9 protein-coding genes are annotated in these 12,951 nt (G+C 68.4%); 6 read left to right on the plus strand and 3 right to left on the minus strand.

The window, feature by feature from the left end; all coding sequences use genetic code 11:
- Positions 1-311: 311 nt before the first annotated feature.
- From JL108_RS13495 to JL108_RS13515, 5 genes are read left to right on the plus strand one after another with little or no spacing between them, the layout of a single operon-like run.
- Positions 312-1,403: a ferredoxin reductase gene (locus tag JL108_RS13495; protein ID WP_205198761.1), complete on the plus strand. Its 1,092-nt coding sequence runs from the start codon at positions 312-314 to the stop codon at positions 1,401-1,403.
- Between the two features lie 10 nt (positions 1,404-1,413).
- Positions 1,414-2,745, plus strand: coding sequence for an acyl-CoA desaturase (locus JL108_RS13500; RefSeq protein ID WP_205198762.1), 1,332 nt, complete (start codon positions 1,414-1,416; stop codon positions 2,743-2,745).
- Positions 2,746-2,780: 35 nt separating this feature from the next.
- Positions 2,781-4,022, plus strand: coding sequence for an NAD(P)/FAD-dependent oxidoreductase (locus JL108_RS13505; protein ID WP_205198763.1), 1,242 nt, complete (start codon positions 2,781-2,783; stop codon positions 4,020-4,022).
- Entirely contained in the window at positions 4,019-4,765 is a 747-nt protein-coding gene (locus JL108_RS13510; protein ID WP_307837271.1) for a DUF1365 domain-containing protein, read from the plus strand. The genes JL108_RS13505 and JL108_RS13510 overlap by 4 nt, the downstream gene beginning before the upstream one ends.
- On the plus strand, positions 4,762-5,988 hold the full coding sequence (locus JL108_RS13515) for a cyclopropane-fatty-acyl-phospholipid synthase family protein (RefSeq protein ID WP_205198765.1): 1,227 nt from the start codon (positions 4,762-4,764) through the stop codon (positions 5,986-5,988). The genes JL108_RS13510 and JL108_RS13515 overlap by 4 nt, the downstream gene beginning before the upstream one ends.
- A gap of 307 nt (positions 5,989-6,295) precedes the next feature.
- Here the strand turns inward: JL108_RS13515 and JL108_RS13520 are convergent, their stop codons facing one another.
- The 3 genes from JL108_RS13520 to JL108_RS13530 are packed head-to-tail and all read right to left on the minus strand — an operon-like array spanning position 6,296 to position 10,945.
- Entirely contained in the window at positions 6,296-6,706 is a 411-nt protein-coding gene (locus tag JL108_RS13520; RefSeq protein ID WP_205198766.1) for a PaaI family thioesterase, read from the minus strand.
- Positions 6,703-9,603 (minus strand): bifunctional [glutamine synthetase] adenylyltransferase/[glutamine synthetase]-adenylyl-L-tyrosine phosphorylase, encoded by a 2,901-nt coding sequence (locus JL108_RS13525; protein ID WP_205198767.1) that lies wholly within the window; start codon positions 9,601-9,603, stop codon positions 6,703-6,705. Before JL108_RS13525 ends, JL108_RS13520 begins: the two co-directional genes overlap by 4 nt.
- 4 nt (positions 9,604-9,607) lie before the next feature.
- The gene (locus JL108_RS13530; RefSeq protein WP_205198768.1) at positions 9,608-10,945 is read right to left on the minus strand and encodes a glutamine synthetase family protein; all 1,338 of its coding nucleotides are present in this window, start codon (positions 10,943-10,945) and stop codon (positions 9,608-9,610) included.
- Between the two features lie 215 nt (positions 10,946-11,160).
- On the opposite strand from JL108_RS13530, the gene JL108_RS13535 reads away from it, so the two are divergent.
- Positions 11,161-12,927, plus strand: a complete 1,767-nt coding sequence (locus tag JL108_RS13535) for an NAD+ synthase (RefSeq protein ID WP_205198769.1) — start codon at positions 11,161-11,163, stop codon at positions 12,925-12,927.
- Positions 12,928-12,951: the final 24 nt, after the last annotated feature.

Genomic DNA, 12,951 nt, shown 5'->3' on the forward strand with positions numbered 1-12,951 from the left:
AACGCCCAGGACAGCCTGAACGCACGTCCCCGACCTACCCTTGACCTCGACACCCCAGCCACCCGGCTGAACAGGCTCCTCACCCAGGCAGCCTGACCACCCGTTGCTTCGACCACTAGAACCAGCCACCTCAAAGTGCGGGATAACTCACCGCCCACGGTCCAGGAGATGATGCTTCAACACCTTTTTCAGTGAACGCCTGTGACGGCTTTCTCAGTGTGTCTTCTTGCCAGCAGTGCTCATGACCCCGTATGTTGAGTGAACAGATGTTCACGCAACCGTGACATCGCCGCTGTCAGAGAGGAGTCGCCGTGGGAGCCGTCCGCCGCATTCTGGCCTCAGCGCCGGTCGCGCGCCTGACGTCGCCGCACACCGTCGACCACTACCTCGAGTACCTCCATCCGATGTGGACCGCCGATGCCGTGCGCGCCCGCGTCGTCCGGGTCGACGCCGAGACCGGCTCCGCCAGCACCGTGTGGCTGCGCCCCAATGGCGCCTGGAAGGGCTTCACGCCGGGCCAGCACGTCGAGTTCGGCGTCGAGGTCGACGGCACCCGCCGCGTGCGCTGCTTCTCACTCTCGGACTCGGCCGAACGCCGCGACGGACTCATCAGCGTCTCGGTCAAGGCCCACCCCGACGGCTTCGTGTCGCAGTTCCTGCACGGCGGCCGGCTCGCCGATCGCACGATCATCTACATGTCGCAGGCCCAGGGCGAGTTCGTCCTGCCCGAGAAGGTGCCGGGGCGCGTCCTGCTGGTCAGCGGCGGCTCGGGCATCACCCCCGTCATGAGCATGCTCAAGACCTTGATCGACCGCGAGCACGACGGCGAGATCGTCTTCGTGCACTACGCCCGCTCCCGCGACGACGAGATGTTCAGCGACGAGCTCGACCGCCTCGCCGGTGCCCCGAATGTCCGCATAGTCCGCATCTACACGCGTGAGCCGGAGGCGGGCGCCGAGCTCACCGGGCGCTTCACCGTCGATCATCTCAAGCACCTCGGCATCGATCCGTCCGACACCCTGACCTATGTCTGCGGTCCGGCCGGGCTCATCGCCACCGTCCGCGACACCTACACCGAACTCGGTGCGAGCGACCAGCTGCGGATGGAGTACTTCAAGGTCCCCGCCGTCGACCTCGACGCCGCCGACGCCACCGGCGAGGTCACCTTCGAGGCCAGCGGCACCAGCGCCGAGAACACTGGCACCACGATCCTGGAGCAGGCCGAAGCAGCCGGTCTCTCCCCTGCCTACGGCTGTCGCATGGGTGTCTGCAACACCTGCGCGGTCAAGAAGCTGCACGGCGCCGTCCGCCACGTCATCAGTGGCGAGATCTGCGCCGATACCGACGAGACCATCAAGCCCTGTGTCCAGATCCCCGTCGGCGATGTCGCCGTCGATCTGTGAGAGGAATCCGATGAAACTGCTCCGACGCCGTTCCAAGCCCGCTCCGATCGAGCCGCTCAGCGCCAGCGACCACAACCGGGCCCCGGTGCCGCTCGTCGCCGAGGACGATCCCACCCGTCCGTCGACCATCGGCCTGGACTACATGTCCTATGAGCAGCTCGAGGAGTTCGGCCGCGAACTCGATGAGGTGCGCCAGCGCGTGCTCGACGACCTCGGCCAGACCGATGCCGACTACATCCGTCGCGTCATCAAGGTCCAGCGATCCTTCGAGGTGCTGGGCCGGATCACGCTGTTCTCCTTCCCGCTCCTGCTCCCGGTCGCGACCTTCGCCTGGGTGGGGATGCTCGTCGCCGGCATCGTGCTGCTCGGCCTGGCCAAGATCATCGAGAACATGGAGATCGGCCACAATGTCATGCACGGCCAGTACGACTGGATGAACGACCCGCTGGTCGACGGCAAGCGCTACGAGTGGGACAACGTGGCCCCCGCCAGCGAGTGGAAGCACGGCCACAACTACATCCACCACACGTACACGAATATCCACGGCATGGACCGGGACATCGGCTACAACATGTTCCGCATCGACAGTGACCAGCCGTGGTATCCCAGCCACCGCTTCAATCTGCCGCTGGCCTTCATCCTCATGCTCGTCTTCGAGTGGGGCGTCATGTACCACGGCGTCGAGCTCGACGAGTACCTCTCCGGGCGCCTCTCCAAGAAGGAGTTCCAGGCTCGCAAGAAGCGTGCGTATGCCAAGATCCGCCGCCAGGTGTTCAAGGACTACGCGCTCTTCCCGCTGCTGTCGCTGCCCCTCGCCTTCGTCACCGCCTGGTGGGTGCCGCTCGCGGTCCTGGGCGCCAATGTGGTCGCCAACATCATCCGCAACATCTGGACCTTCCTGGTCATCTTCTGCGGGCACTTCCCCGCCGAGGTCGAGACCTTCCAGGAGGAGGACGCCAAGAACGAGACCCGCGGCCAGTGGTACCTGCGCCAGATCCTCGGCTCGGCGAATATCTCGGGCACGCCGCTGTTCCACGTCCTGACCGGCAATCTCAGCCACCAGATCGAGCACCACCTGTTCCCCGATATCCCCGCTCGCCGCTACCGCGAGGTCTCGGTCGACGTGAAGCACCTGGTCGACAAGTACGGCCTGCGCTACAACTCCGGCCGGCTCAGCCGTCAGATCGGCAGCGTCGCCCGCCAGCTGCACAAGCTCTCGCACAAGCCCGATGATCCGTACAAGGTCGGCAACTCCCCGGAGTCCAAGGCACTGCGCCGCGCCAAGCGCGCCGCCGCTGCAGCGCGCGCAGAGCAGGACGATCGGGAACACTTGACCGTGTGACCCATCCGTACCGCGACCGTCTCCGAACTCCCGATATGAGCAAGGAGACGGTCGCGGTCGTCGGCGCCGGGATATCGGGGCTGACGGCCGCCTATCTGCTGCGCGATCGGTACGACGTGACCCTCTACGAGGCCGACGACCGCTTCGGCGGCCACGCGCACACCCACACGGTCGGCACCGACCGTGTGGACACCGGGTTCATCGTCCACAACGACCGTACTTATCCACTGCTACGGCGGCTCTTCACCGAACTGGGCATCGCGGTGCGGCCCACCGAGATGTCGATGAGCATCCGCTGCGAGGGATGCGGCGTGGAGTACGCCGGTGGCCGAGGGGCTCGCGGCATCCTCGCGCAGCGACGCCGGCTCGCCGACCCGCGCTTCGTTCGGATGCTGCTCGACGTCAAGCGCTTCCAGCGCGCGGCCCTGGCTCTGCTGGAGACCGATGACGACCTGACCTACGGCTCCTTCCTCAGCCGACACGGCTTCGGCGACTACTTCGTCCAGCACTATGCGATCCCGGTGGTCGCCTGTGTCTGGTCCTCGGGCACCGCGACCGCACTGGACTACCCCGCCCGGTATCTCTTCACCTTCCTGCACCACCACGGGTTCCTGTCGTTGCGCGACTCGCCGCAGTGGTTCACCGTCGAGGGCGGATCGCGGACCTATGTCGACGCGATCGTGGACCGCCTGGAGGGCAGAGCCGCCGGCACGCCGGTGCGCGCCATCGCCCGCCCGCCGGCCGGCGGCGCCGACATCACGACCGACCGCGGCGTCGACCACGTCGACCGCGTCGTCGTCGCCACGCATGCCGATGACGCGCTGAGCCTGCTCGCCGACCCCACGCCCGAGGAGAAGGACGTCCTGGGTGCCTTCGGCTATTCACGCAACGAGGTGACCTTGCACCGCGACTCCTCGGTCCTCCCCGACGCGCGGGACGCGAAGTCCGCATGGAACTACCGGATGGACGGATGCTCGGGCGGCGACCATCCCCCCGTCGTCACGTATTGGATGAATCGTCTGCAGGGCATCGACGAGTCGCGCCCCTATCTCGTGACCCTCAATGACGACACCCGACCGGCGCCGGGGTCGACGATCGCGCGGATGACGTACACCCATCCGGTCTACACGCCCGCATCCGTCGCCGCTCAGAGCCGGCTGAGCGAGCTGTCCACGCCGGTGACCACCTATGCGGGCGCCTACCACGGGTGGGGCTTCCACGAGGACGGCTGTCGCTCCGGCGTCGCCGCTGCCGAGCACGTGGGGGTGTCGTGGTGAGCGGAACGATTCCGGCGCTCGTCATCGGGCAGGTCAGCCACGTGCGCCGCACCCCGAAACGGCACTCCGTGCGGCACCGGCTGTACCAATGGCTCGTCGACGTCGACGAGCTGCCCCGCCTCCCCCGCTGGCTGCGGCCGCTCGCATCCTTCCGCACGCGCGACCACCTCGGCGATCCATCCTCGACGATCGCCGCCAATATCCGGGCGCTGCTGGCCGAGCACGGGGTCGACGCGAGGGACGACCGCATCCTGATGCTCGCGGCCGCCCGTTCCCTCGGGCACGTCTTCAACCCGCTGTCGGTGTACTGGGTGATCGATCGCCGCTCCCACACGGTGCGCTGCGTGGTCGCCGAGGTGCACAACACCTACGGCGAACGGCATGCCTATGTGCTCTTCCCCGACGAGAAGGGTCGAGCCGAGGTCGAGAAGGACTTCTACGTCTCGCCCTTCTACGACCTGCAGGGCCGTTACGAGGTGCGCTGCCGGATCGGTCCGACCACGGTCACGACCACCATCACGCTGCACCGCGAGGGCGAGCCGCCGTTCAGTGCGGGCTTCCACGGAACGCTGCGCCCCTACACCCCCGGTGAGCTACTGCGCACAGCGCTCACTCATCCCCTCATGACCTGGCGCGTCAGCGCCCTCATCCGGGTTCACGGCATCGTGCTGTGGCTCAAACGTCTCCCCATCGTCCCGCGCCCGTCGCGGGACCAGGAATCACATCAGGAGGTCGTCTCATGACTGCGATCACCGTCGGTCCGCGCTTTCCCGCACTCGCGCACATCCCCAAAGCGCCCGTCCGCGCCGCCGCCGCACGCGCGATCCTGCGGACATCCGTGAGCCAGCTGCCGGTGCGCGTGACCTTCCCCGACGGCACCGTCTGGGGCGCGGGCCGATCCGGCTCCCCCGAGCTGCGCGTCGTCCGGCCGCAGGCTCTGTTCGCCCGGCTCGGCACGGACACCAAGATCGGCCTCGGCGAGGCGTACATGGCCGGCGAATGGACCACAGGGCCGGGCTCGGACCTCGGTGATCTGCTCACCCCGTTCGCCAGCCGGCTGACCCGCCTGGTTCCCGAATGGCTGCAGCGCTTCCGCCGCTTCGTGGACGAGAATCTGCCGGAGCAGCAGCGCAACACCACCGCCGGCTCGCGGAACAATATCGAGGCCCACTACGACCTCTCGAATCATCTCTTCGAGAACTTCCTCGATCCGACCATGTCCTATTCGGCGGCCTCCTTCGAGCGCTCCGATGAGTCCCTCGAGACGGCGCAAGAGCGCAAGATGGAGCGCATCCTCGACGCCGCCCGGGTCGGCGAGGGCTCTCGCGTGCTGGAGATCGGCACGGGCTGGGGCGCACTGGCGATCCGGGCGGCACGTCGCGGGGCTCAGGTCACGACCATCACGCTCAGCCACGAGCAGGCTCAACTCGCCCGGCAGCGGATCGAGGAGGACGGACTGTCCGAGCAGATCGACGTGCGGATCCAGGACTATCGCGAGGTCGAGGGATCCTATGACGCGATCGTCAGCGTCGAGATGATCGAGGCCGTGGGCGAGGAGTACTGGCCGACCTACTTCCGTACGCTCGACGCCCGGCTGGCACCCGGTGGCCGGGTCGCGATCCAGGCGATCCTCATGCCCCATCAGCGCATGCTCGCGACCCGTCGCTCGTTCGGCTGGATCCAGAAGTACGTGTTCCCCGGCGGCCTGATCCCGTCGGTCGAGGCGATCGAGCAGGTCACCGGGCAGCAGACCCGACTGCGTCTGGTCACCCAGCACAGCCTCCAGCCCGATTACGCCCGTACCCTGCGGCTCTGGCGCGAGCGCTTCACGACCAACTGGGACACGATCCGTTCCGACGGATTCGACGAGACCTTCCGCCGGATGTGGGAGTTCTACCTCGCCTACTCCGAAGCCGGGTTCGCCAGCGGCTATCTCGACGTCCGCCAGCTCACCTTCACCCGCTGACGAAGGTTCGGGCCAGCCGGTGGTTGAGTGCGACCGAGGAACGAGATACGCCGCGCCCGCAGAGCGGACGGGGCTACTCGACCACCGAGGGGTTGGCTACTCGACCACCGAGGGGTTGGCTACTCGACCACCGCGGGATCAGAGCGATGGACGATGGCCGAATCGACACCACACCCCACAAGCACGATCGCTCCACGCTCCACTCAAAGAACCACCTCCGCACCAGTCGGTGGTTGAGTAGCGACCGAGGAACGAGGGAGCGTATCGAAACCACACCCGCAAGCGTGATCTCCGCGACTGCTGACCCTCACGCGTCGCGGCGGGTGGCGAGGATGGTGCCGAGGGCGGTGGCGACCAGGCGCTCGCCCTGCGTGATATCGCAGCGAACCGTGGCCTTCGTACGACCAGCGGACACCAGCGTGCCCACCGCTCGCAGCACACCCTCGGCGCGGGCCGGGGCCACGTAGTCGAGGGTCATGCCGCTGGTGAGCACACTCGGCCCGAGGCCGAGAGCCCCGGCATAGGTGAGCGCATTGTCGGCGAGATAGGCCAGCACTCCCCCGTGTACGAAGCCGTACTGCTGCAGCAGATCCTCGCGGGGCTCGAGTTCGAGCGTCACCGTCGTCTCGGACACCGCGGCGAGCCGGGTGCCCACCATCCGGCTGAAGGGCTGTGCGTCCAGCACCTGCCGCGCGGTGTCGGCATCGATCGAGCTCACTCCCAGAACACCTTCTCGACGATCTTGCGAGCCTGCCGGGTGATCTTGCGGTACTGGTCCACGAGCTCCTCGGAACGGTCCGCGCCGTCGCCGATGAGGTGAGCCAGCCGGGCCCGATCGTCGTTGGCCTCGACCATCGACTCCGCGCCCTTGGCGCGCATGAGCACGACGCCGTTGCGGATCCGGCTGACCATCGTCCATGCCTCGATGAGGGTGTCCGCATCCTCGCGCTCCAGCAGGCCCACCTCCGCGGCCGCGTCGATCGCCGCGATCGTCCGCGTCGTCCGCAACGACGGCAGGCGACCGGCATGCTCGAGCTGCAGGAGCTGAGCCGTCCATTCGATATCGGCGAGGCCGCCACGACCGAGCTTCAGGTGGGTGTTCGGATTGGCGCCGCGGGGCAGCCGCTCGGCGTCCACCCGCGCCTTGATCCTGCGGATCTCGCGGATCTCGCGCTCGCTGAGACCGTCCTCGGGGTAGCGCAGGGGATCGATGAGCTCGGTGTACCGCCGGCAGAGGTCCGCATCGCCGACGCCCGCGGTGGCCCGCAGCAGCGCCTGCGCCTCCCAGGTGTCCGACCACTTGGCGTAGTAGGCGGCATAGGAGGCCAGCGACCGGACCAGCGGACCGTTCTTGCCCTCGGGCCGCAGATCGGCGTCAACCTGCAGCGGCGGCTCCGCCCCGGCCACCGCCAGCTGCTGACGGAGTGTCTGAGCGACCCAGGTGGCACAGGCGGTCGCGTCGGAATCGGCCGCGCCCTCCAACGGCTCGTGGACGAACATGACGTCTGCGTCCGAGCCGTAGCCGGCCTCGAAACCGCCGAGGCGGCCCATCAGGACGACCGCCATGCGGACCGTGACCGGGCCCTTCTGCTGCTCATAGGCCGCCATCGCCACATCGAGCGCCGCCTGCAGGGTCGCCGTGTTGATCGCGGTGAGCGCCTCGCCCACCGCGACGACATCGAGCATCCCGAGCACATCGGCCATCGAGACCCGGGCGAGCTCACGGCGACGCACCCGGCGGATCGCCTTGATCGCGTCATCGGGGACGTCGTGTCGCTTGGCCGCGAGGGCCATCTCGGTGGACAGCCGGTCCAGGTCGTGCGGGACAAGCTCGCTGTCGTCGCCGAGGAGCGCGACCACATCGGGAGCCCGCGTGATCAGCTGGGTGACATAGGTGCTCGACGAGAGCAGGCTGGCGAGCTGCTCGGCTGCCACACCTTCGTCGCGGAGCTTGCGCAGGTACCAGTGCGATTCCCCGAGCTCCTCGGAGATCGAGCGGAACGCCAGCAGTCCCGAGTCGGGGTCCGGCGACTCGGCGAACCACGAGAGCATCGCCGGGAGCAGCGACTGCTGGATCGCCGCACGACGCGACACCCCGGACGTGAGTGCCTCGATGTGCTTCATCGCGCCCGCGGGATCGGCGAAGCCGAGTGCCGCGAGCCGCTGCTCCGCGGCGAGCTGCGTCAGCCGCAAGCCCTCCGTCGGCAGGCTCGCCACCGCGTCGAGCAGCGGACGGTAGAACAGCTTCTCGTGCAACCGGCTGACGACCCGGCGGTGCGCCTGCCATTCCTTGGTCAGGCTGTCGACCGGGTTCTGCCGGTACCCCATGCTGCGCCCGATCCGTCGCAGATCCTCGGAGTCCTCGGGCACGATGTGGGTGCGGCGGAGACGGAACAGCTGGATGCGGTGTTCCAGCGTGCGCAGGAACTCGTAGGCCTCCTCCAGCGCCGCGCCGTCGCGGCGTCCGACATAGCCGCCCTCGGTCAGCGCGTGCAGGGCGAGCACGGTCGTGCGGTCGCGCACGGACGGGTCAGCGCGGCCGTGCACGAGCTGCAGCATCTGCACCGCGAACTCGACATCGCGCAATCCCCCGCGGCCGAGCTTGAGCTGCCGCTCGCGCTCGGTGTGCGGGATGTTGTCCACGACGCGCTTGCGCATCGAACGCACATCGGAGACGAAGTTCGGGCGCGTGCTGGCGAACCACACCATCGGTTCGAGCTCGTCGAGATACCGCTGCGCCAGCTCGGCGTCGCCGGCCGCGTAGCGGGCCTTGAGCAGGGCCTGGAACTCCCAGGTGCTCGCCCACTTCTCGTAGTAGGCGACGTGGCTGCCGAGCGAGCGCACGAGCGGGCCGTTCTTGCCCTCGGGCCGCAGATTGGCGTCGACCTCCCAGATGGTGCCCTCCGGCGTGTGCTCGCGGCACATCCGCATGACCGCCGAGGCCATCCGCGTGGCGACGACGAGGGCGGCGTTGTCGTCGGCGTCCTCGGCCGCCTCGTACACGAAGATGACGTCGACATCGCTGACGTAGTTGAGCTCGTGTCCGCCGGTCTTGCCCATCGCCATGATGGACAGCCGGGTCAGCTCGGACTTCTCCTCCTCGCCCTGGACGATCGCCAACGCGCCGTCCAGGGTGGCGATGGCGAGATCGGCCAACTCTCCGGAGGACTCGACGAAGCTCGTGAGTGCCGTCAGATCACGCGCGGCGATGCGCAGCAGCGCCCGGTGGTACTGCACGCGCAGCTCGTCGGCATCCGTGGCCGTGCGCATCCACGCTCGGTACTCGTCGATGGTCGCGGGCCGGGTCAGCAGCTCACCCTCGGCGAGGTCGGTGACGTACTCGGGATGGCGGGCGAGAAAGTCGCCCAGGGCCTCGCTGGTACCGAGCACGACCAGCAGGCGTAGTCGCAGTTCCTCGTCACCGCTCAGCAGCGCCACCAGCGCGGGAGCGCCGCCGTCGATGTGCTCGGCGATCCTGGCGAGCGAGGCCAGGCAGGTATCGGGATCGGCGACCTGCGCGACCTGCTCGACGAGGTCGTCGGGACACCCGTCGATCTCCGCGAGCCGCGCGGCGGCCGCCTCCGGCGAGCGGAATCCGAGACGAGACAGTTCCACGGCGTCAGACGATCGGCATGAGGCGGTCGATCTCGAACTGGGTCACCTGCGAGCGGTAGTCCTGCCATTCCGCGCGCTTGTTGCGCAGGAAGAAGTCGAAGACGTGCTCGCCAAGCGTCTCGGCGACCAGCTCGCTGGTCTCCATGACGCGGATCGCCTCGTCGAGATTGCGCGGCAGCGGCGAGATGCCGAGAGCCTTGCGCTCGTTCTCGCTGAGCGACCACACATTGTCCTCCGCCTCCGGCGGCAGCTCGTAGCCTCCCTCGATCCCCTTGAGGCCCGCCGCGAGGATGAGCGCGAACGCGAGGTATGGGTTGCACGCCGAGTCGACCGCGCGCAGCTCGATGCGCGCCGAGCCGCTCTTGTGCGGCTTGTACATCGGGACGCGCACCAGCGCGGACCGGTTGTTGTGGCCCCAGCACACGTAGCTCGGCGCCTCACCGCCCCACGCGAGTCGCTTGTAGGAGTTGACCCACTGGTTCGTGACGGCGGTGATCTCGGGCGTGTGCTCCAGGACTCCGGCGATGAACTGGCGGCCGGTCTTGCTCAGCTGGTACTCCGCGCCCGCCTCGTAGAAGGCGTTCTCGTCGCCCTCGAAGAGCGAGACGTGGGTGTGCATGCCCGATCCGGGATGCTCCGAGAAGGGCTTGGGCATGAACGAGGCCCACTTGCCCTGACTCAAGGCGACCTCGCGGACGACGGTGCGGAAGGTCATGATGTTGTCGGCCGTGGAGAGCGCGTCGGCGTACCGCAGGTCGATCTCCTGCTGTCCGGGTCCGCCCTCGTGGTGGCTGAACTCGACCGAGATGCCCATCGACTCGAGCATGGTGATGACCTCGCGCCGGAAGTCCTGGCCGCCGCCCTGCGCGGTGTGGTCGAAGTAGCCGCTGTCGTCGACGGGCACCGGCTGCTCCCCGCGGCCGGGCTTGCCCTTGAGCAGGAAGAACTCGATCTCGGGGTGGGTGTAGAACGTGAAGCCGGCATCGGCCGCCTTGCCGAGCGCGCGCTTGAGCACGTGGCGCGGGTCGGCGTACGAGGCACTGCCGTCGGGCATCAGGATGTCGCAGAACATGCGCGCGGTGGCCGGTGTCTCGCCGCGCCACGGCAGGATCTGGAAGGTCGACGGGTCGGGCTTGGCGAGCATGTCGGCCTCGTGCACGCGGGCGAAGCCCTCGATGGCCGAGCCATCGAAGCCGATGCCCTCCCCGAAGGCGCCCTCCAGCTCGGCCGGGGCGATCGCCACCGACTTGAGCGAGCCGAGCACATCGGTGAACCACAAGCGCACAAAACGCACGTCGCGCTCCTCGAGCGCCCGCAGTACGAACTCCTCCTGCTTACCCATGCGGCCAGTCTAGGGGTGGGCCACGGCCTCGGGCGCGCTGCCGGCACCCGCATCCTCTCCTCACCCCCGCGGGGCGGTGACTTACGCACCCCTCCCGCAGGCCAGCGGTGCGATAGGCACCTCTTCGTGTACTCGAGACGTGCCTGTCCCACCGCCCATGGGGTGGAGACGTGCGTAGGTCACCGCCCTCGCTGGGGGAGCCCTAGGCTGGTGTCGTGCCCCAACTGCGTCTCGCCCTCGCTCAGGTCAATCCCACCGTCGGCGATATCGACGGCAATGCCGAGATCATCGTGAGCACCGCGCGGGAGGCCGCCGCCCGTGGTGCCCACGTCGTCATCTTCCCCGAGATGGCGCTCACCGGTTACCCGGTCGAGGACCTCGCCGGGCGCCTGTCGTTCATCCACCGCTCCCAGGAGGCCCTCGCCGCGCTGCCCGGACGCCTCGTCGACGAGGGGCTCGGCGAGCTGGTCGTCATCCTCGGGCACCTCGACAGCGCCAAGCCCCGGGAGCTGGAGGCGATGCCCGACCGGCTCGGCATCCCGAAGAACGCTCCCACCAACTCCGCCTCGGTCATCACCGGCGGCCGGGTCGTGACCCGGTACGACAAGCACCACCTTCCCAACTACGGCGTGTTCGACGAGTTCCGCAACTTCGTCCCGGGCGACGAGACCCAGATCGTGCAGGTGGGCGGCGTCGACATCGCGCTCGCGATCTGCGAGGACATCTGGCAGGACGGACCCTCGGCCGCCGCGAAGGCCGCCGAGGCCGGACTGCTGGTCGTGCTCAACGGCTCCCCCTACGAGGCGGCGAAGGACGACGCGCGGCTCGATCTGTGCGCGCGCCGGGCGCGGGAGGGTGAGTGCGCCCTGGCCTATGTCAACCTCGTCGGCGGTCAGGACGAGCTCGTCTTCGACGGCGACTCCCTCGTGGTCGATGCCGCCGGCGAGCTCGTGGCCCGCGCGGCGCAGTTCGAGACCGAGCTGCTCGTGGTCGATCTGGACCTGCCGGCGGCGACCGCCCCCATGCCCGAGCCGGGCACCCGCTTCCACGGCCTGCTGGTCGAGCGCTCCATCATCGGCAGCGATCCCGTCGCCCCCTATGAGCCGATCGCGCCCACGGTCGCCGAACGCTGGGACGACGTCGGCGAGCGCTACTGGGCGATCGTCCTGGGCCTACGCGACTATGTGGACAAGAACGGCTTCCGTTCCGTGCTGATGGGGTTGTCGGGCGGCATCGACTCCACCCTCGTGGGCGCGATCGCGGTCGACGCCCTCGGCCCGGACCGGGTCTTCGGCGTCTCCAATCCCAGCGAGTGGTCGACCGATCACTCCCGGTCCGATGCCGAAGAGCTCGCCCGCCGCACCGGCCTCGCGCTCGACACCGTCGCCATCGCGCCGATCTTCGACGCCTATCAGGAGGCACTCCACCTCGACGGGCTCGCCGAGGAGAATCTGCAGGCGCGCATTCGGGCGGTCATCTGGATGGGGCTGTCCAATCAGCACGGCCACCTGGTACTGGCCTGCGGCAACAAGTCGGAGCTCGCCACGGGCTACTCGACCATCTACGGCGACGCGGTCGGCGGCTACGCGCCGATCAAGGACCTGCCCAAGACCCTCGTCTGGGAGGTGTCAAGGTGGCGCAATACCTATGCCGAGTCGCGCGGTGAGACGCCGCCTATCCCCGAGAACGCCATCAGCAAGCCACCCTCGGCCGAGCTGCGCCCCGGCCAGCTCGACACCGACTCGCTGCCCGAGTACGACGTGCTCGACGCCATCCTGGACGCCTATGTCGAGCGCGACCTCGGGGCCGGTGCCGTCGTGGCCGAGGGCTTCGCCCCAGAACTCGTGCAGCGTGTCGTGACGCTCGTGGATCGCGCCGAGTACAAGCGCCGTCAGTACCCGCCGGGACCGAAGATCAGCCGCCGCAACTTCGGTCGCGACCGGCGCGTCCCCATCACCAACCGGTGGCGCGAGGACTTGTAGTCTGAATCTCGTCCGTGGACCCCG

Source organism: Aeromicrobium sp. YIM 150415, assembly GCF_016918125.1.
GTDB classification, from domain to species: domain Bacteria; phylum Actinomycetota; class Actinomycetes; order Propionibacteriales; family Nocardioidaceae; genus Aeromicrobium; species Aeromicrobium piscarium.